General features: G+C 72.0%; 18 protein-coding genes. 8 read left to right on the top strand and 10 right to left on the bottom strand.

Features of this window, described 5'->3' with window-relative positions:
* Positions 1-3: 3 nt before the first annotated feature.
* Together N6H00_RS23340 and N6H00_RS23335 are read right to left on the bottom strand one after the other, a co-directional pair.
* Positions 4-894 carry a radical SAM/SPASM domain-containing protein gene (locus N6H00_RS23340; RefSeq protein ID WP_268973769.1) on the bottom strand — a complete coding sequence of 297 codons (891 nt, stop codon included), beginning with the start codon at positions 892-894 and terminating at the stop codon, positions 4-6.
* 28 nt (positions 895-922) lie between these two features.
* Entirely contained in the window at positions 923-1,330 is a 408-nt protein-coding gene (locus N6H00_RS23335; protein WP_268973768.1) for an ATP-binding protein, read from the bottom strand.
* On the opposite strand from N6H00_RS23335, the gene N6H00_RS40575 reads away from it, so the two are divergent.
* The 3 genes from N6H00_RS40575 to N6H00_RS23325 are packed head-to-tail and all read left to right on the top strand — an operon-like array spanning position 1,305 to position 3,206.
* Positions 1,305-2,123 (top strand): helix-turn-helix domain-containing protein, encoded by an 819-nt coding sequence (locus N6H00_RS40575; protein ID WP_443073016.1) that lies wholly within the window; start codon positions 1,305-1,307, stop codon positions 2,121-2,123. The two genes, N6H00_RS23335 and N6H00_RS40575, sit on opposite strands and share 26 nt — an antisense overlap.
* On the top strand, positions 2,005-2,826 hold the full coding sequence (locus N6H00_RS23330; protein ID WP_443073015.1) for a transcriptional regulator: 822 nt from the start codon (positions 2,005-2,007) through the stop codon (positions 2,824-2,826). Before N6H00_RS40575 ends, N6H00_RS23330 begins: the two co-directional genes overlap by 119 nt.
* 14 nt (positions 2,827-2,840) lie before the next feature.
* The gene (locus N6H00_RS23325) at positions 2,841-3,206 is read left to right on the top strand and encodes a hypothetical protein (RefSeq protein ID WP_268973767.1); all 366 of its coding nucleotides are present in this window, start codon (positions 2,841-2,843) and stop codon (positions 3,204-3,206) included.
* Between the two features lie 374 nt (positions 3,207-3,580).
* On the opposite strand, the gene N6H00_RS23320 is transcribed toward N6H00_RS23325, so the two are convergent.
* Together N6H00_RS23320 and glmS are read right to left on the bottom strand one after the other, a co-directional pair.
* Positions 3,581-3,949: a holo-ACP synthase gene (locus tag N6H00_RS23320; RefSeq protein WP_268973766.1), complete on the bottom strand. Its 369-nt coding sequence runs from the start codon at positions 3,947-3,949 to the stop codon at positions 3,581-3,583.
* Positions 3,950-3,953: 4 nt separating this feature from the next.
* Entirely contained in the window at positions 3,954-5,801 is a 1,848-nt protein-coding gene (gene glmS / locus N6H00_RS23315) for a glutamine--fructose-6-phosphate transaminase (isomerizing) (protein ID WP_268973765.1), read from the bottom strand.
* 95 nt (positions 5,802-5,896) lie between these two features.
* Between glmS and coaA the strand changes: the two genes are divergently transcribed.
* Positions 5,897-6,907 carry a type I pantothenate kinase gene (gene coaA, locus N6H00_RS23310; protein ID WP_443073014.1) on the top strand — a complete coding sequence of 337 codons (1,011 nt, stop codon included), beginning with the start codon at positions 5,897-5,899 and terminating at the stop codon, positions 6,905-6,907.
* 12 nt (positions 6,908-6,919) lie between these two features.
* Entirely contained in the window at positions 6,920-7,861 is a 942-nt protein-coding gene (locus tag N6H00_RS23305; protein ID WP_268973764.1) for a DUF389 domain-containing protein, read from the top strand.
* Positions 7,862-8,257: 396 nt separating this feature from the next.
* Here the strand turns inward: N6H00_RS23305 and glmM are convergent, their stop codons facing one another.
* From glmM to rplM, 3 genes are all read right to left on the bottom strand, one after another.
* On the bottom strand, positions 8,258-9,616 hold the full coding sequence (gene glmM / locus N6H00_RS23300) for a phosphoglucosamine mutase (RefSeq protein WP_268973763.1): 1,359 nt from the start codon (positions 9,614-9,616) through the stop codon (positions 8,258-8,260).
* Between the two features lie 140 nt (positions 9,617-9,756).
* Positions 9,757-10,260 (bottom strand): 30S ribosomal protein S9, encoded by a 504-nt coding sequence (rpsI, locus tag N6H00_RS23295; protein ID WP_268973761.1) that lies wholly within the window; start codon positions 10,258-10,260, stop codon positions 9,757-9,759.
* A gap of 41 nt (positions 10,261-10,301) precedes the next feature.
* On the bottom strand, positions 10,302-10,745 hold the full coding sequence (gene rplM, locus N6H00_RS23290; protein ID WP_268973760.1) for a 50S ribosomal protein L13: 444 nt from the start codon (positions 10,743-10,745) through the stop codon (positions 10,302-10,304).
* A gap of 790 nt (positions 10,746-11,535) precedes the next feature.
* Here rplM and N6H00_RS23285 point away from each other — a divergent pair.
* From N6H00_RS23285 to N6H00_RS23275, 3 genes are all read left to right on the top strand, one after another.
* Entirely contained in the window at positions 11,536-12,411 is an 876-nt protein-coding gene (locus N6H00_RS23285) for a hypothetical protein (protein WP_268973759.1), read from the top strand.
* A gap of 507 nt (positions 12,412-12,918) precedes the next feature.
* Positions 12,919-15,006 carry a glycosyltransferase gene (locus N6H00_RS23280; protein WP_268973758.1) on the top strand — a complete coding sequence of 696 codons (2,088 nt, stop codon included), beginning with the start codon at positions 12,919-12,921 and terminating at the stop codon, positions 15,004-15,006.
* A gap of 99 nt (positions 15,007-15,105) precedes the next feature.
* A complete protein-coding gene (locus N6H00_RS23275) occupies positions 15,106-15,630 on the top strand; it encodes a hypothetical protein (protein ID WP_268973757.1) in 525 nt (174 codons plus the stop codon).
* Between the two features lie 49 nt (positions 15,631-15,679).
* On the opposite strand, the gene N6H00_RS23270 is transcribed toward N6H00_RS23275, so the two are convergent.
* The 3 genes from N6H00_RS23270 to N6H00_RS23260 are packed head-to-tail and all read right to left on the bottom strand — an operon-like array spanning position 15,680 to position 18,368.
* Entirely contained in the window at positions 15,680-16,921 is a 1,242-nt protein-coding gene (locus N6H00_RS23270; RefSeq protein ID WP_268973756.1) for a PP2C family protein-serine/threonine phosphatase, read from the bottom strand.
* On the bottom strand, positions 16,918-17,937 hold the full coding sequence (locus N6H00_RS23265; RefSeq protein ID WP_268973755.1) for a SpoIIE family protein phosphatase: 1,020 nt from the start codon (positions 17,935-17,937) through the stop codon (positions 16,918-16,920). The genes N6H00_RS23270 and N6H00_RS23265 overlap by 4 nt, the downstream gene beginning before the upstream one ends.
* A complete protein-coding gene (locus N6H00_RS23260) occupies positions 17,934-18,368 on the bottom strand; it encodes an ATP-binding protein (protein WP_268977081.1) in 435 nt (144 codons plus the stop codon). Before N6H00_RS23260 ends, N6H00_RS23265 begins: the two co-directional genes overlap by 4 nt.
* Positions 18,369-18,392: the final 24 nt, after the last annotated feature.

The following is an 18,392-nucleotide window of genomic DNA, read 5'->3' as shown; positions in this document are numbered from 1 at the left end:
CCTTCAGTTCCTTGGGCCGCATTCGCTTCCCGGGTACCCAGGAGAGCATTCGGCATTGGGGTCACACGAGGGATCGCAGGAGTCTTTGTCTTCGTCGTCCCCGCCGCCCTTGGCGAAGACGCTCCGGATGGATGCGCGGGCCTCGGCCATGGCGGCACTGCCGAGGATAGTGGCCAGTGGGGTGCTTCGGACGTTCCCGACGCCCAGCAGGGCAGCGGAGAACACACACGGCGACACGCGCCCGTCCGGACCAACGGCAGCCCGTCCGATGCCGCACCGGCCGCACAGTCCGGAGAGGTCCGGGGTGCGCCCCTGCGCACCCCGTCCGAAGGGACGGACGTGATCTACGTTGATACGCTTCACCCCAAGCGCCTCAAGCTCCCGCCGCGCTTGGGCGACGCGCTGCCTCTCGGCGGTCGCGACAATCCCGATGCGCAGCGGGATGCCAAGCTCTACCGCTTTCTTGATGTTCGCGAGGGTGCGGGCGTGGCTGGGTCGGCCGGTGACTTTGTTGTGTTCCTCCGGAGTGTCGGAGTAGTACGACGCCGCCAAGGACATGCCGTCGCGTCGGAGGAGAGCCCACCAGGCTTCGGTGACGCGCACCAGATTGCTGTAGATCTCCACGCCGAGGCCGAGAGAAAGTGCGCGGTCGGCCAGGAGCAGACTGTCCGGGTACAGCGTCGGCTCGCCCCCGATGAGCTGGACACGGCGCACGCCACATTCTGCGGCCTGGTCGAGGACGTGTAACCAGTCATCGCGCTCCATGATGCCGTGTGTTCCCTCCGGACCCGAGGAGTTGAAGCACGGGCTGCAGCGGAGCTGGCACTTTCGGGTCAGGTCCAGCCACAGGAAATTGGTGTCCATGGCGGGGGCGGCAGCAACGATGGTCTTCACAGTCGTGTCCTTTCTTCTTCAGTCGGTGTCATTTCGGCCGAAGCTCGGCCCAGACGGTCTTTCCCCAGGTGCGGTATTGGGTGCCCCAGCGGTCCGACATCGCTTCGACCAGCACCAGACCGCGGCCGGACTCGTCGTCGCAGCACGGCGCCTGGGCGGTGGGCGGCTGGGGGCATTTGTCCGTAACGGCGAGACGTACGCGATCCCGATCGGGCAGCCGAACGCTGACGCGGGCGAGGCGGCACCCGCTGTGGCGTGCGGCGTTGCCGACCAGCTCGGAGATGATCAGCGTCCCGTCGTCGATGAGATGGCCGAGGTCCCAGGTGTGGAGTGCTGCGCGGACGAGTCGGCGAGCGCGGCTCGCTGACGTCGGCTCGCACGGCATCGTTTCGCTGTAGCCTGGGGCGCCGATGGCGTTGGGTCTCGTCATGGTCATGGACGGGGTCTTTCTTCCGGGGCCGGGTACCGCCAGCCCGGCGGCTCTGTCGTCTGGCCGGTGGCCGGCGTCTCGCCATCACGACCGCATCTTGTGGTGGCTCACGCCGGTTCTTGATGCTGACAACGTCAAGGAAACCGCTCCGAGCAGGCGCGCTCCACGGCGTCCATGCGGCAGAGGTGACGCAGAAGCGTGCAGGGTGTGCACACGTCGAGTGGCGGTCCGCGGAGCGGGGAAGGGGAGCCCCATGGGGTTAGCTGAGCGGCGCAAAGCACTGGGGTACAGCCAGGAGGGGCTCGCTCACGTCGTCGGTGTGGACCGCACAACGATCAGCCGCTGGGAGAGCGGGAAAACTGAGATCCAGCCCCAGTTGCGTCCACAGTACGCAGCAGCGCTGCAACTCGACCTTGCCGAACTGGACGCCTGGGTCACCAAACCCCAAGCCACTTTCCAGGAGCCCGTAGTGTCGTGTTCAGTCGACCACTACGGCTCGGGGGATACCGACGACACGCAAGTTCCTGCGCGTACTTGCCGTTGCCGGGGCACTGGCCGGTCTGCCGGCCGAGGAGTCGGAGGCGCTCGCGGAAGGAGTGCACCGCCGAGCGTCCGGCGACTTCATCCGGATGAACAACCACCTCTGGCAGGTGTATCAACTCGCCCGTGCCAAAGGGGCCGTGCACCCCATCGTCTCCGCACAGCTCGCTGCCCTCGCCAAAGCCCTGGACGGACGCTCCGGCAAGGACGGGCAAGCTCTGTGCGGCGCTGCGGCGGACCTCTTCCAGCTTGCCGGTGAGCTGGCTTTCGACGGCAACCGGTATACCGACGCAGCGGCTTCGTACACGCTCGCCGCGTCAGCCGGTAAGGAAGCAGGGGCGTTCGATCTATGGGCTTGTGCTCTCATTCGGCATGCGTACGTCGACGTGTACGAGCGTCGCTACCGGGAGGCCGCGGACATCTTGTCAGTCGCTGAGCGCATCGCTCGCCGAGGGGACAGTTGCCTGTCGACACGACACTGGGTCGCTGCGGTACGGGCTGAGGCGTTCGCGGGACTGGGAGATCTGACCGCGTGCGAAAGTGCACTCGAGCAGGCCGAGAAGGTCGCGGACATGAACGGATCGGCGCAGAACGGCGGGTGGCTCCGCTTCGATGGCTCCCGGCTCGCGGAGGAGCGCGGCGCTCGGTACCTCCAGTTGGGTCGGCTCGACCTCGCTGAGCAGGTGCTTCAGAGCGCCCTTCAGCAAGGTGCCCTGGCGGAGGGCCAGTCCTTTCGGCGCCGAGGTGTCGTGCTCGCGAATCTGGCCGCCATCGGCGTCAAGCGCAAGGACCCGGAGCAGGTTGTCGTCTATACCCGCAAGGCGATTCATCTGGCGCGGGAATCATCCTCCGGTTACGTCGCTCGTAGACTCCAGGCCCTGCGTAGGGACTTCGGCTCTCTCGCTCGCGATGTGCGGGTTGCCGAGTTGGATGCCGAGATCAAGGCACTGAGCGTGAACTGACGAAAGGGGCAGGGATGTCGCGGACCGAGGGTGCCCGGCTGTTCCGGGAGGCGTGGATCGCGGGGGTGCGGCGGCACTTTCCCGGGGAGCCCAAGCCGGGTTATGTGACCCCTTGGGAGGAGACCCCGGAGTGGGAGCGGGCGGCTGCTGGGGCGGTGTACGAGCAGGTGAGGCAGTTCCTGGAGGTGAGCGAGGGGCACGCCGGGCGACTTACGCGGGAGCAGAAGGGGCGCTTCGTCGCTACGTGCTGGACCGCGCAGATGTACCGGCACTTCGAGGACCCGAAGCCCGGGTACGTCGCCGACTGGCCGGATCTTCCCGGCTGGCAGCAGGAGACGGACGCGGACATCTTCGAGGCGATCGAGAAGGACGCCGACTGACCGGCGTCACGCCCTTGCCCTTGTCGTGGAACGGCCCTGGCGGGCGTACCCGATCGGACGGGACCGAGGCCACCGGCGGGTAGCCGCAGAACGGCGGGAGGGGGTGGGGTCGGAGGGGTGGTGTCCTGGACGCTGTCGCATATTTGTGGCGCCAATCTCCGGCCAACCCAACGATCATCGTCCGTCGGCGCCGTAAATATGCGGTCCAGGGCGCCGCCCCGGAGGCCCCGCCCCCGGCACCCACCACGAACAGCGGGCACACCCACCACGCGCCCGCACCACACCCGTCACCGGGAGCGACCGCGCGGGGTCCGGGGCGGAGCCCCGGCGGGGGCGTGGGGGCGGAGCCCCCGCACCCGCGCCTGCACCCGCCCTCACCCCTCCGCGATCACGACCGCCGACGCGACCCCCGCGTCATGGCTCAGGGAGACGTGCAGGCCCCGCACCCCCAGCCGTTCCGCGCACGTGGCGACCGTGCCGCGGACCGAGAGGCGGGGGCGGCCGCTCGGCTCGGTGAGGACTTCGGCGTCCGTCCAGCGGAGGCCGCCGGGGGCGCCCAGGGACTTGGCGAGCGCCTCCTTGGCGGCGAACCGGGCCGCCAGCGAGGCCATGCCACGGCGCTCCCCGCTCGGCAGCCACAGTTCGTGCTCGACGAACAGCCGGTCCGCCATCCCGGGGGTGCGCTCCAGCGCCTCCGCGAAACGGTCGATACCGGCCACATCGATGCCCACGCCGACGATCACCCGGTCACTCCACGGTCACCGACTTCGCCAGGTTCCTCGGCTGGTCGACCTCGTTGCCCCGCGCCGTCGCCAGCTCACACGCGAAGACCTGGAGCGGCACCGTGGCCACCAGCGGCTGGAGCAGGGTCGGGGTGGCCGGGATCTCGATCAGGTGGTCGGCGTACGGGGCAACGGACTCGTCGCCGCGTTCGGCGATCACGATCGTGCGGGCGCCGCGGGCCCGGATCTCCTGGATATTGGAGACGATCTTGTCGTGCAGCACCGACCGCCCGCGCGGCGACGGCACGACGACCACGACCGGCACGTCCTGCTCGATGAGCGCGATCGGCCCGTGCTTGAGCTCGCCCGCCGCGAAGCCCTCGGCGTGCATGTACGCCAGTTCCTTGAGCTTGAGCGCGCCCTCCAGGGCGACGGGGTAGCCCACGTGCCGGCCCAGGAAGAGCACGGTGTTCTTGTCGGCCAGCGTCCGGGCCAGCTCCCGCACCGGCTCCATGGTCTCCAGGACCTGGTCCACCTGGGTGGCGATCTCCGACAGCTCGCGGATCACGGACAGGATCTCGTCGCCCCACTTGGTGCCGCGCACCTGGCCCAGGTAGAGCGCCACCAGGTAGCAGGCCACCAGCTGGGTGAGGAACGCCTTGGTGGAGGCGACGGCGACCTCGGGCCCGGCGTGGGTGTAGAGCACCGCGTCCGATTCACGCGGGATGGTGGAGCCGTTGGTGTTGCAGATGGCCAGCACCTTCGCGCCCTGCTCGCGCGCGTGCCGCAGCGCCATCAGGGTGTCCATGGTCTCGCCGGACTGGGAGATGGCGATCACCAGCGTCCGCTGGTCCAGGATCGGGTCGCGGTAGCGGAACTCGCTGGCCAGCTCCGTCTCACAGGGGATACGGGTCCAGTGCTCGATGGCGTACTTGGCGATCATGCCGGCGTGGTAGGCGGTGCCGCACGCCACGATCACGACCTTGCTGACCTCGCGCAGCACCGAGGCCGGGATGCGCACCTCGTCCAGGCAGAGGTTCCCGGCCAGGTCGATGCGGCCGAGCAGGGTGTCCGCGACGGCCTTCGGCTGCTCGGCGATCTCCTTGAGCATGAAGTAGTCGTAGCCGCCCTTCTCGGCGGCGGAGGCGTCCCAGTCCACGTGGTACGGGCGGACCTCGGCCGGCGCCCCGTCGAAGTCGGTGACCACCACACCGTCCCGGCGGGCCTCCACGACCTGGTCCTGGCCCAGCTCGATGGCCTCGCGGGTGTGGGCGATGAAGGCGGCCACATCGGAGGCGAGGAACGCCTCGTCCTCGCCGACGCCGACGACCAGCGGCGAGTTGCGGCGCGCCCCGACCACCACGTCGGGCGCGTCCGCGTGCACCGCGACCAGGGTGAAGGCGCCCTCCAGCCGGCGGCAGACCTGGCGCATCGCCTCGGCGAGGTCGCCGCAGGACGAGAACTGCTCGGCGAGCAGATGCGCCACGACCTCGGTGTCGGTCTCGGAGGCCAGGTCGTGGCCGCGCTCGGCCAGTTCGGCGCGGAGCGCGGCGAAGTTCTCGATGATGCCGTTGTGGACGACGGAGACCCGGCCCGCGTTGTCCAGGTGCGGATGGGCGTTGGCGTCGGTCGGGCCGCCGTGGGTGGCCCACCGGGTGTGGCCGATGCCGGTGCCGCCGCTGGGCAGCGGCCGGTCGGCCAGCTCCTTCTCCAGGTTGGCCAGCTTGCCCGCCTTCTTGGCGGCCGCCAGCCCACCGTCGGCCAGCACGGCGACGCCCGCCGAGTCATAGCCGCGGTACTCGAGCCGCTTGAGCCCGGCGAGGACGACATCGAGGGCGGACTGCCCTCCCACATAACCAACGATTCCGCACATGGACGCAGCGTACGGCCCCCGTCCCCGGCCCGGGGTGACCGACCCCACGTCCCGGAGCCGGTCACCCGGCCGGTCCCAGCCATGACAATGGCTGGGTGATCACGTCAACCGCGCGCGAGGCGCGCACCGTGCGCGAGGCCCAGCGGCGGGGCGGCGAGGCGACCCCGTATGTGGACCTGTCCCGCGCCGAGTGGAGCGCGCTGCGGGACAAGACCCCGCTGCCGCTGACCGCCGAGGAGGTCGAGCGGCTGCGCGGGCTCGGCGACGTCATCGACCTCGAGGAGGTGCGCGACGTCTATCTGCCGCTGTCCCGGCTGCTCAACCTCTACGTGGCCGCCACCGGCAATCTGCGCGGCGCGCTCAACACCTTCCTCGGCGACACCAAACGGGGCAACGGCGCCCAGCCCGGCACGCCGTTCGTCATCGGCGTGGCGGGCAGTGTCGCGGTCGGCAAGTCGACCACCGCCCGGCTGCTCCAGGCGCTGCTGGCCCGCTGGCCGGAGCACCCCCGGGTGGAGCTGGTCACCACCGACGGCTTCCTGTACCCCAACGCCGAGCTCCAGCGGCGCGGGCTGATGGCCCGCAAGGGGTTCCCGGAGAGTTACGACCGCAGGGCGCTGACCCGCTTCGTCGCCGATGTGAAGGCGGGCCGGGCGGAGGTGTCGGCGCCGGTCTACTCGCATCTGATCTACGACATCGTGCCCGGTGAGCGGCTCACCGTGCACCGCCCCGACATCCTGATCGTCGAGGGGCTCAACGTGCTCCAGCCCGCGCTCCCGGGGAAGGACGGGCTGACCCGGGTGGGTCTGGCGGACTTCTTCGACTTCAGCGTGTACGTGGACGCCCGGACCGAGGACATCGAGAGCTGGTACCTGGGCCGCTTCCGGAAGCTGCGGCAGACGGCCTTCCAGGACCCGTCCTCGTACTTCCGCAAGTACACCCAGGTCTCCGAGGAGGAGGCGCTGGACTACGGCCGGATGATCTGGCGGACCATCAACAAGCCCAACCTCCAGCAGAACGTCCAGCCCACCCGGGGCCGGGCGACGCTGGTGCTGCGCAAGGGACCGGACCACAAGGTCCAGCGGCTGTCCCTGCGCAAACTCTGAGGAGAGCGTGCCGTGCTGCATCTGCGGTTGATCGTCCCCGCCGACCGCACCGAGGAGGTGGTGCGCACCGTCGAGAAGACGGTCGGCACCACCCATCTGGTGGTGCTGCCGGGCGCCGCGCGCGACCCCATGGGGGACGTCGTGATGTGCGACGTGGCGCGCGAGGCGGGCGACTCCCTGCTGGGCGAGCTGCGTGAGCTGGGGCTGGACGAGACCGGCTCGATCGCCGTGGAGAACATCGACCTGTCGCTGTCCCGGCGTGCCGACGAGGCGGAGGAGGCCGCGCCCGGTGAGGGAGCGGACGCCGTCCTGTGGGAGCAGCTGACGGACGCCACCCACGAGGAGTCCACGCTCTCGGTCACCTATCTCGCCTTCCTCACCCTCGCGACGATGATCGCGGCATGCGGTGTGGTGCTGGACAACGCGATCCTGATCGTCGGCGCGATGGCCGTCGGCCCGGAGTTCGGACCGCTGGCGGGGCTGTGCACCGCGCTGGTGCGGCGCGCACCACGGCTGGCCGCCCGCTCGGCGATCGCGCTGCTGGTGGGATTCGCCGCGGCGATGGCGCTGACGACCGGCTTCGGCATGCTGATGGACGCCGTGGGGCTGTTCAGCGCGGACATGCTGGAGGGCGCCCGGCCGAACACGGACTTCATCTGGAAGCCGGACATGTTCTCGTTCGTGGTGGCCGTGCTCGCGGGGATCGCCGGAACGCTCTCGCTGACCTCGGCGAAGTCCGGTGCGCTGGTGGGCGTGGCCATCTCGGTGACCACGGTCCCGGCGGCGGCCAACGCGGCGGTGGCGCTCGGCTACGGCGAGATCCACCAGATGTGGGGCTCGACCGAGCAGCTGCTGCTGAACCTGGTGGGGATCGTGCTGGCCGGGACGCTGACGCTGGTGCTCCAGAAGGTGCTGTGGAAACGGCAGCGGCGACGGACGCTGCCGCGGGGCTGACCGCGAACCGGCCCGACGGGCCGGGCGCATGGTCCGGGACCGAGGGCCGGAGACCGGGCGGATGGCCCGGACGCACGGCCCGGACGGCCGGCCCGAACGCGTGGCCCGGACGACCGTGGCCGCGGGGCCGGGTGGAGGTCCACAGGGCCAGGGGCCACAGGGCCGGGCCGAGGTCCACAGGGTCACGGTCCAGCGGCCGGGCGGAACGGTCCGGAGGGGCGAGCGGCAGTCCGGAAGGCCGGCCGGGTCCCGGACAGCCGGGTCCCGGAAGACCGGGGCCCGTAAGACTGGGGCCCGTAAGACTGGAATCCGGAAGACCGGAAGACCAGAGGACCAGCGGACCAGGGGGCCGGGCCCCTGCCGGGCCCCCTGGCCCCCTGGACCACCGCCCGGGACCTAGCCCAGGGCCGACTTCACCGCGTCCGCCAGCCGCCCGGCGACCGAGCGGGCCTGGTCGATGTCGGCCGCCTCGACCATGACCCGCACCAGCGGCTCGGTGCCCGAGGGGCGCAGCAGCACCCGGCCGGTCTCGCCCAGCTCGCGCTCCGCCTCGGCGACGGCCGCGGCCAGGTCGGCGCTGGAGGAGACGCGGGACTTGTCCACGTCGGGGACGTTGACCAGCACCTGCGGCAGGCGCTCCATGACGCCCGCGAGGTCGGCCAGGGTGCGGCCGGTGGCGGCGACGCGGGCCGCCAGCAGCAGACCGGTGAGCGTGCCGTCCCCGGTGGTGGCGTGGTCGAGGACGATCACGTGTCCGGACTGCTCACCGCCCAGCGCGTAGCCTTGGGTCTTCATCTCCTCCAGCACATAGCGGTCACCGACCGCCGTCTGGACCAGCTCGAGGCCCTCCCGCCGCATGGCGAGCTTGAAGCCGAGGTTGGACATCACGGTGCCGACCACCGTGTCCTTGCGCAGTTCGCCCGCCTCGCGCATGGCCAGCGCCAGGACGGCGAGGATCTGGTCGCCGTCGACCTCCCGGCCCGTCGCGTCCACCGCGAGACAGCGGTCGGCGTCCCCGTCGTGGGCGACGCCGAGGTCCGCCCGGTGCTCCACGACGGCGGCCTGGAGCCGGGCGAGGTGGGTGGAGCCGTAGCCGTCGTTGATGTTGAGCCCGTCCGGGTCGGTGCCGATCGTCACGACCTCGGCCCCGGCCCGCGCGAACGCCTCCGGGGAGACCCGTGCGGCGGCGCCGTGCGCTCCGTCGATGACGACCTTGAGGCCGTCGAGCCGGTTGGGGAGGACGCCGACCAGATGGGCCACATAGGCGTCGAAGCCCTCGTCGTAGGTCCGGACCCGGCCCACCCCGGCGCCGGTCGGCCGGTCCCACGGCTCACCGGAGGCGTGGGCGCGGTAGGTGGTCTCGATGCGGTCCTCCAGCTCATCGGCGAGCTTGTGGCCGCCGCGGGCGAAGAACTTGATCCCGTTGTCGGGCATCGGGTTGTGGCTCGCGGAGAGCATCACCCCGAGGTCCGCGTCGAGCGCCGCGGTCAGATGCGCGACGGCCGGGGTGGGCAGCACCCCGACCCGCAGCACGTCCACCCCGGCGCTGGCCAGCCCGGCCACCACGGCCGCCTCCAGGAACTCCCCGGACGCCCGCGGGTCCCGTCCGACCACCGCCACCGGTCGATGGCCCTCGAAGGTTCCCGCTTCGGCGAGCACATGCGCCGCGGCCACCGACAGGCCGAGCGCCATCTCAGCCGTCAGATCGGCGTTGGCGACGCCGCGCACACCATCCGTACCGAAGAGTCGTCCCACTGGTGTCCTCCGAAGTTACGAGCTGGGGGGCTGGACCTTGCCTGTAGGTATACGCCCCCAGGTGGCGATAGCCGAACGCCCCGGAGGCACAGGTGGTGCCGCCGGGGCGTTCGGGTGAAGCTGCGGTGCCGCGATGGGCGTCAGCGCTTGCTGTACTGCGGCGCCTTGCGGGCCTTCTTCAGACCGGACTTCTTACGCTCGGTGGCGCGGTCGTCACGGGTCAGGAAGCCGGCCTTCTTGAGCGGGCCGCGGTTGTTGTCCACGTCCGCCTCGTTCAGCGCGCGGGCGATGCCCAGACGCAGCGCTCCGGCCTGGCCGGAGACGCCGCCACCCGCGATGCGGGCGATGACGTCGTAGCGGTCGTCCAGCTCGAGCACCTTGAAGGGCTCGTTGACTTCCTGCTGGTGAACCTTGTTGGGGAAGTACTCCTCAAGGGTACGTCCGTTGATCTTCCACTGCCCGCTGCCCGGCACGATGCGAACACGCGCCACGGCGTTCTTGCGGCGCCCGGTGCCGGCGGCCGGCTGCGGGTCACCGAAGCGGGAAGCGAGCGACTCGGAGGTGTACTCCGACTCGATCGTCTCGACGCTCTCGGTGGTGTACTCCTCGACATCGAGGGGGGTCTCGGCGGTGGTCTCGGCCACGATGCTCCTCAGATTCTCTTCGTCGTAAGGGGTGGCCGGGACTACTGCGCGACCTGGGTGATCTCGAACGGGACCGGCTGCTGAGCGGCGTGCGGGTGCTGGTCGCCCGAGTACACCTTCAGCTTCGAGAGCATCTGACGGCCCAGGGTGTTCTTGGGGAGCATGCCCTTGATGGCCTTCTCGACGGCCTTCTCCGGGCTCTTCTCCAGCAGCTCGTCGTAGCGGATGGAGCGCAGACCACCCGGGTAGCCGGAGTGGCGGTACGCCATCTTCTGGGTCCGCTTGTTGCCGGAGAGGTGCACCTTGTCGGCGTTGATGATGATGACGAAGTCACCAGCGTCGACATGCGGTGCGTACACCGGCTTGTGCTTGCCCCGCAGAAGGGTGGCGGCCTGGGAGGCCAGACGGCCCAGTACCACGTCGGTGGCGTCGATGACGTGCCACTGACGCTGAACGTCGCCGGGCTTGGGGCTGTACGTACGCACGGTCGTAGCCTTCGCTTCTTCAGTGAGTGGGTCTCCCCGGATCCGCGAGGACCGGAGGGACGGGTCCGGACAAGGCCACCCGGACGATCACGACAGCCCTGGCCGCACATCGGTGACGCATCCGAGTGCCTGCCGCTGGTCATCGGCCCGGTGAACCGGCGTAACGGCCTCTCACGTGAGAACGAGCAAGCCAATACGCATAACGAACTGGCAGAATACCGGCCCGCCCCTCCACGGGTCAAAACGCCCCCCGCCCCACCACGCACCCGGCCGGAGACCAGGGGACGCGCCCGCGCCACCGCGCGGGAGGCCACGGGACGAGCCCGCCCCTCCGCACGGGGGCGACCGCCGCGCGGGAGGCCATGGGACACGCCCGCGCCCCGCCGCGCGGGAGACCGTGGGGCGATCCCGCCATCCGGCAGCGGTCACGAGCCCCCGCCACCTCATACGCACCCGGCCACCACCGGACGGTATCCGCCCGCAAGGGCACCACGGACCCTCCGCTCCAGCCATGTCCCCACCTCGCGGGTGCCATGGGACGCGCCCGCGCCCCCACTGCACAGGAGAGCCACGAGACGCGCCCGGCCCTCCGCGGGGCGGAACACCCGCGCCCGGCCACACATCCGGCGGGAGGCCATGGGACCCCCGTGCCCCCGCCGCGCGGGAGGCCACGGGACGCGCCCGCCCCTCCGCGCCGGGGCGGAAGGGCGTACCGGGCGGGGCCGCGCGCCGGGTGGCGTGCCCGCACGGCGGGTCCCCCGCGTCATCCGGCCGGTCTAAGATGCGCGCCATGAGCTTTGGGCAAGGGGGGCCTTACGGGCCGCAAGGGGGGCCTTACGGGCCCGAAGGATCTCAGCCGCCTCAGCAGTCGACCCCGGACTGGGCGGCGCTCGCCGACCAGTCCGCCGCCCGCGACCGCCGCCGCAAGCTGCTCTTCATCGGCGGCGGGGCGCTGGCGACCGCCGCGGTCGCCGCGATCGTCGCCATCGCCGTGGTCAGCAGCGGCCACAAGGGCAAGAACGGCGGCGACTCGGCCGACGGGCTGCCCACTCCCCAGAAGCTCCCCAGCGAGTCGGCCGCGCCCGAGCCCACCTTCTCCGATGTGGCGCCGCCCGCGCCGCCGAAGCCGCTGGACATCATCTCCAGCGCCGAGCGGGACAAGGCGCCGCTGAGTCCGGCCACCCTCTTCCCGGACAAGAGCGCCATGAAGGACGACCGCTCGTACGCGAAGGCGTCCACCGCCTCCACGACCAGCTGCGCCACCGCCGCCCAGGGAGGGCTCGGCACGGTCCTGGTGAACAACGGCTGCCGTAAGCTGCTGCGGGCCACCTTCTCGCGGGACGGCGTCGCGGTGACGGTCGGCGTCGCCGTCTTCGACGGCAAGGCGGCGGCCGAGAAGGCCAAGGACCAGTACAAGCCCAACATCGCCTCGCTCTCCGGCGGGGGCGTGCCGGTCTTCTGCCGCCGCACCGCCTGCCAGAGCTCGGCGAACGCGATCGGGCGGTACGCCTACTTCACGATCTCCGGCTATACGTCGGGGAAGGCGGTCACGGAGTCGGACGCCGCGACCCTCCAGGCCGGCCGCGACGTGGCCGACTACACCTTCCGCCGCATCCTGGCCCGCGGTAGCGCCCAGGCGTCGGCGGAGGCGGCCGCCACCGACTGAGCAGCCGGTGCGGCGGCCTGCGCCGCCTTCACCGCCTGCCCGTTCACCAGTAGCTCCGGGACCTCGGACTTCGAGGGGTCGGAGAGGTTCGTCCCGAAGGACACCGTCAGGTGCGGCCCCGTCCGCACCGCCGCGTACGTGATGACGGCTCCAGGCCCTTCACCGTCCGCTCGGCGTCGCCCGTCGATTTCGGACCCGCACGGACACCGCACGGTCACCGTACGGACACCGCACGGTCACCGCACGGACACCCCGCAGACTCCCGGAACACCGGGAGGGTTGTACTCCCCTTCACCAATGTGGTGGATCCCATATCACCACACGCATACGCAACCTTCTCGGCTCCCGCCTGTCTTACCGACCGAGTCGGTCCTTACTGGCTCCGCAGCGGCAGCACCAATCGGCTCACCACCGCCCCAATGCGGCCCGGTCCGGAACCAGAACCCAGCGCGGCCCAGGAGGGGAGGGCACGCCGCGGCAGCTCAGGCTCGCCGCGCGTACATCACCATGAAGATTTCTTTCCTGCTCCACAACGCCTATGGCATCGGCGGCACCATCCGGTCGACCTTCAATGTGGCCGGGGCGCTCGCCGCGCACCACACCGTGGAGATCGTCTCCCTGATCCGCACCATCGACACCCCGAACCTCCCCCTCCACCCCGCCGTGCGGCTCAGGCCCCTGATCGACCTGCGCCCCCACGAGAAGGCCGCCCGGCCCGCCGATCTCGGCCATCCGCTGCTGACGCGGCCCAGCGCCCACATCCCCGCCGCCGAGGCCAGGGGCACCACCAACTTCAACGCCCTCACCGACGAACGCGTCGCCGACTACCTCGGCCGCACCGACGCCGATGTCGTCATCGCCACCCGCCCCGGCCTGGTCATCTACCTCGCCGCGCTCGGCCGGACCGGCCGCTATCTGCGGATCGGCCAGGAGCACCGGCTCTACGGAACCCACCGTGCCGAGATCCGCGCCGCCTGCGACGCCGCCATACCCCACCTCGACGCGTACACCTCCGTCTCCGAGGCCGACGCGGCCACCCACCGGGCCCACCTCCCCGGCGTCACCACCCGGCTGACCGCCCTGCCCAACGGGGTGCCCGCCACCGGGATCGAGCCCTCCGACGGGCGCGCCAAACTGGTGGTGGCCGCGGGCCGGCTGATCCCCGTCAAGCGGTACGACCTGCTGGTGGCGGCCTGGGCGTCGGTCGCCGCCAAACACCCCGACTGGCATCTGCGCATCTACGGCCGCGGCCCGCAACTCCCGGTGCTGCGCCGTCAGATCGACGAGCTCGGACTGGCCTGCCACATCACCCTCATGGGCGCCCACTCCCCCATCGAGACCGAGTGGGCCAAGGGTGCGATCGCCGCCGTCACCTCCCGCGAGGAGTCCTTCGGCATGACGATCGTCGAGGCGATGCACTGCGGGGTGCCCGTGGTCGCCACCGACTGCCCGCACGGGCCCGGCGAGATCATCACCGATGGGCGGGACGGTCTGCTGGTGCCGGTCGGCGACGCCGACGGCATCGCCAAGGGGCTGCTGACCCTGATCGAGGACGACGAGCTGCGCCGGTCGATGGGCGCGGCGGCCCGCGTCGCGGCGCGGCGGTACGCACCGGAGCGGGTGGCGGCCGCCTACGAGCGGCTCATCGGGGAACTCCACACCGCCCGCGGCACCGTCGCCCCGGCCGCCCGGCGCCGTACGGTCGCGCCGGTCCGGGGCCGGGCGGCCGGGGCGCCGCTGTCCGCCACCCTCAAGAGCGCGGTCAAGCAGCTGATCCGCAAGCCGCTGCGGCCCGTGGCGTCCTGCCGGGTCACCGCCGAGGGCAATCTGTCGGTGCTGCTGGAGCCCGCCGAGGTGCGCGGCGAGGAGCTGGAGCTGACCGTCACCCGCCGCAGGAGCGACGAGGCCCCCTTCCGGATTCCGCTTCTGCCCCCGGCCGGCCCCGCGCCGGCCGCGCCCTGGACGGCCACGCTCGACCGCGCGACGCTCGATCTCGCCGAGGGCCGCTGGGATCTGCATGTGGTCCGCCCCGCCGACGGCGCCCGCCGCCGGGTCGTCTGCCGGTTCGCCGAGGGGCGCGGGTTGCTGGGCCTGGAGCCGCTGCCCGGCTCTCCGTTCGCCTGGTGGATCCCCTACCCCACCGTCGACGGCTATCTCGCGCTGCGCGCCTGGCGGCGCCCGGCCCACGCCGAGGCCCGGGTGATCCGCCCGGACGCCGAGGGGATCGCCGTCGAAGGCACCCTGCACGGGGCGCGCTTCGGGCCCGGCGCCGCCCCGGTCGCGGTGGCCACCCCGTCCCGGGGCCCGGCCCGGCCGTTCCGCACCGGGGTCACGGCGGTGGACGGCGGCCGGTTCCGCTTCACCATCCCCTACGGCCGGATCCAGGAGGCCCGTACGGACGATCAGGGCACCGCGGGCTGGACCCTGACGCTCCATAAGTCGGCCGGGGCCGGCACCCCGATCCGGATCGGCCGTATCGTCGGCGACATCGTGGACCGCGACAAAACGGATCTCTTCCCGGTCACCCACGGTGTCCGCCCTCACCTCACCCGCACCGGTGACCTCGCCATCACCTCGTCCACCACGGGGAATTGAGACCCTTGGCGCATACCTGCCGTGTTTGCCGCAGAGATCATCGGTAACACTCGGTGATAACAGCCTCGAGCGAGGGAAATCTCTGCGGAAGGCACTGCGATGTCAACAGTCACGCTCATCATCCTGCTGGCGGCCCTGGCCGCCATGGCGGGCCTTGTGATCGCCCCCTCGGTGCGGCAGGGCCGTAGCGGCGATCTGCCGGTCCGGAGCCTGCCCCCCGAAGCGAGGGAGCAGTACGCGGCACGGTGGGCGGGCCTTCAGGAGCGGTTCGTGGACTCACCCGGATGGGCGCTGCGCGAAGCCGACCGGCTGCTGGGCGCGTTGGCCGTCGACCGTGGCTATCCGGCCGAGTCCGACGAGAAGCGGATGGACGCGCTGTCCGTCCGTCATCCCGGCGAGATCGACGGCTACCGCCGGCTGCACACCATGGCCGCGCGGGTGCATGAGGGCGAGGCCGACACCGAGCGGATGCGGGAGGCGCTGGTCGCGGCGCGGCCCCTGTTCGAGCAACTGGTCCGCGCGCAGCCGCATGACGAGCGCCCGCTCCCGCGTCCGGTCCCCCGGCAGCGGGACCATCAGGGCCGTATCCCGCGGCAGCGCCTCGGCCCGGCCGCCGATCACTGATCCGGCCCCGCCGGCACGGACCCATGGACGCGGGCCCGCGCCGGCGGGCTCACCGACCGGCGACCCGCACCGCCATCGCGAGGGTGTCGTCCGGATGCAGGATCACCGTGTGCATATCCTCCGCGATGGCGCCGGGGACTTCCTCGATCGGGCTCTGGAGCTGCTTGTGCGCGGCCTCGATCAGGCGCTTCTCGCCCTCGATCGGGTCCCGGCGGCTCTCGGTGAGGCCGTCGGTGTAGAGCACGAGGAGGTCCCCGGGGGCCAGCCGCTCGGTCAGCGGCGTCTCGCTGCCGGGCAGCGGGAAGCCGATCCCGCGCCCCCGGGCCTCCAGATACCGGGCCGACCCGTCGCGGCGCAGCAACAGCGCCGGCGGATGGCTCCCGTTGGCCAGCCACAGCTCACCGGTGGCCGGATCGATCCGGGCGAGCAGCACGGTGGCCATCACCGACCGGTCGAAGGGGCGCAGGATCTCGTCCGTGCGGCCCACGATGGACTGGAGCCGGTGGCCCTCCAGGGCCAGGGTGCGTACCGCGTGGGTGACGTTGAGCGCGCTGCGCGTACTGGTCACCCCATGGCCCAGCGCGTCCACGATGGTGATGTGGACGGTGCCGTCGGGCAGCACGAACCAGTCGTACAGATCGCCGCCGGTGGGCGCGTCGGTGCCGGCCGGCTCGTAGTGCACGGCGAGTTCGAGACCGTCGGCCTTGATGGGCGGCGGACGCAGCGCGTCCTCCAGCTCCCGCAGGGTCTGGCCGTGTGCGGTGCGCAACTGCTCGTCCCGCTCGTCGAGCTGGACGTAGAGCGCGAGCACCCCGCTGTTGGTCTCCGCGAGTTCGTCGTTGAGGCGGCGGTGCTCGGCGGTGAGCGCGTCGGCGGCGGCCACGACGGCCCGCAGCTCCTCGGCGGCGAGGGCGGCGTCGTCGGGGGCGTCCTCCCCGGCACCGTCGGGCGCCGCCTGCCCCGGGGAGGCCGGGGACGCCGGGGACGCCGGGAGGCGCCACACCACCTCGTCCTCGGTCACCGCGTCGGCGGCCAGCGGAAGGTCCCCGGCCACCGGGCCCGTCCCGCCCGGCGGCATCCGCAGCACCACCGTGAGCTCCCCCTCCTCCGGGTCGTACGCCCACGTCAGCCCGGTCTCGCGGCCTGCGCGCAGCGCCGCCCCGGCGGCCTCGGCGGCGGACAGCACCAGGCGTGCCCGGACCGCCGGGTCCAGGGCGTGGTCCCGGGCCAGCACCCGGACGGCCCGGCTGAGCGCCGCTGTCGTGGCGCAGGTGAGGGTCCTCGTCGTCATGGAAGCCTTAAGGGAGACCTGGCCGCGAGAACCGTGGCGTCGTCGCGGACGCGGCGATGGCCATGGGCGAGTGCGGCGGACAGCAGGGGCGGCGGCAGACGGAGCAGCCGCGGGGGCGGGTCGAGCCCCCAGCGGGCGTCGATGCCGTCGCTGTGCAGCACCGCCGTGGCCCCCTGGGGCAGCGGGAAACCGTGCACGCGCGGTGCGGGCATCTCCCAGCCGACCACCCCGGGCTGCCCGGTCAGCCGGTGCGACACGCCCTCGTGGCTCAGGGCGAGGGCGCGGATGTTGCCGATGCCGCAGTAGTCGGCGCGGTCGGGGTACAGCCGCAGCAGCCCCACCGCGGCCCCGCGGGTGTGCCGCAGAACCCGGTGCATCCGGGTGACCACCTCCGGCAGCGGCCGGTCGGGGCCGGTGTGGAACGCCCCCAGGGCCGCCTGGGCCGCCTCGGCGGCGGCCCGGCCGTGGCCGAGACCGTCGAGGACGACCGCGGTGCGGGCGGAGCCGGTGTCGACGATCGCGCGGGCGTCGCCGCAGTCCTCCTCCCCTTCGGCGGGCAGACAGACCGTGCCCACCCCCTGCCACTCCTGCCGCCGCTCGCCCGGCGGGGTGAGCCGGGCGCAGGCCCAGGTGCCCGCGTCGGGGCCGTCGGCGCTGCGGATGGTGAAGTGGGTGGCCATCCGGTTGACGGCGCCGAGCCCGCCCCCCAGCGTTCCGGCGGTGGTGTAGCCGTCCGCCAGACAGCGCTCGGGGTCCCGCATACCGGGGCCCCGGTCGGCGGCGACGATCTCCACTCCGTGGCCCAGCGGCAGGGGCTGGACGTAGAGCGTGCCGTCGCCGGCGTGCTTGTCCAGGTTGGTCGCCAGCTCCGAGGCGATCAGCGCCGCCTGATCGGGCAGCGCGCCCGGCAGCCCGCACTCCCGGGCCACCATACGCGCCGTCTCGGCGGCCAGGTGCACGGCGCTGCGGTGGTCGACACGCACCTCGGTGGTGGGCGCCGTGAGCGGGTGGGTCACCGGACCGTCCAGCGGGTGGCGACCACCACGGTGCCCTCACCCGGTCCGGTGCGCACGGTGAACTCGTCCATCAGCCGCCGGGCGCCGCCCAGGCCGTGGCCCAGGCCCGTGCCGGTGGTGAAGCCGTCGGTGAGCGCCGCGTCGAGGTCCGCGATCCCCGGCCCCTCGTCCTTGACGATCAGCCGCAGCCCCCGCCGTCCGGAGGACTCGCACGGATACTCGAGGGTGACCGTGCCGCCGCCCCCGTGGACATACGCGTTACGGGCGAGCTCACTGGCGGCCGTGACCACCCGGGTCTGGTCCACCAGGCCGAAGCCCACCTCGACGGTGGCCGCACGCACCGCGTGGCGGACCGTCAGCAGGTCCTCCTCGGTGCGTACCGGATACGTGGCCGGCGCGGTCGGGCGCCGGCCCTGCGCCCGCGAGGACACCTTGGTACCGCGGGAGGCGAACAG

It is taken from the genome of Streptomyces sp. S465 (assembly GCF_026898115.1).
In the GTDB taxonomy this organism is placed as follows: Bacteria; Actinomycetota; Actinomycetes; order Streptomycetales; family Streptomycetaceae; genus Streptomyces; species Streptomyces luomodiensis.
This window is presented reverse-complemented; position numbering and strand designations above follow the sequence as displayed.

What these genes read in the sequence shown, in the direction of transcription:
- N6H00_RS40575 (WP_443073016.1), top strand. Translation starts at nt 1,305, where the DNA reads ATGGCGTTGGGTCTCGTCATGGTCATGGACGGGGTCTTTCTTCCGGGG.
- N6H00_RS23335 (WP_268973768.1), bottom strand. Translation starts at nt 1,330, where the DNA reads ATGACCATGACGAGACCCAACGCCATCGGCGCCCCAGGCTACAGCGAA.
- N6H00_RS23325 (WP_268973767.1), top strand. Translation starts at nt 2,841, where the DNA reads ATGTCGCGGACCGAGGGTGCCCGGCTGTTCCGGGAGGCGTGGATCGCG.
- glmS (WP_268973765.1), bottom strand. Translation starts at nt 5,801, where the DNA reads ATGTGCGGAATCGTTGGTTATGTGGGAGGGCAGTCCGCCCTCGATGTC.
- N6H00_RS23285 (WP_268973759.1), top strand. Translation starts at nt 11,536, where the DNA reads ATGAGCTTTGGGCAAGGGGGGCCTTACGGGCCGCAAGGGGGGCCTTAC.
- N6H00_RS23280 (WP_268973758.1), top strand. Translation starts at nt 12,919, where the DNA reads ATGAAGATTTCTTTCCTGCTCCACAACGCCTATGGCATCGGCGGCACC.
- N6H00_RS23275 (WP_268973757.1), top strand. Translation starts at nt 15,106, where the DNA reads ATGTCAACAGTCACGCTCATCATCCTGCTGGCGGCCCTGGCCGCCATG.
- N6H00_RS23270 (WP_268973756.1), bottom strand. Translation starts at nt 16,921, where the DNA reads ATGACGACGAGGACCCTCACCTGCGCCACGACAGCGGCGCTCAGCCGG.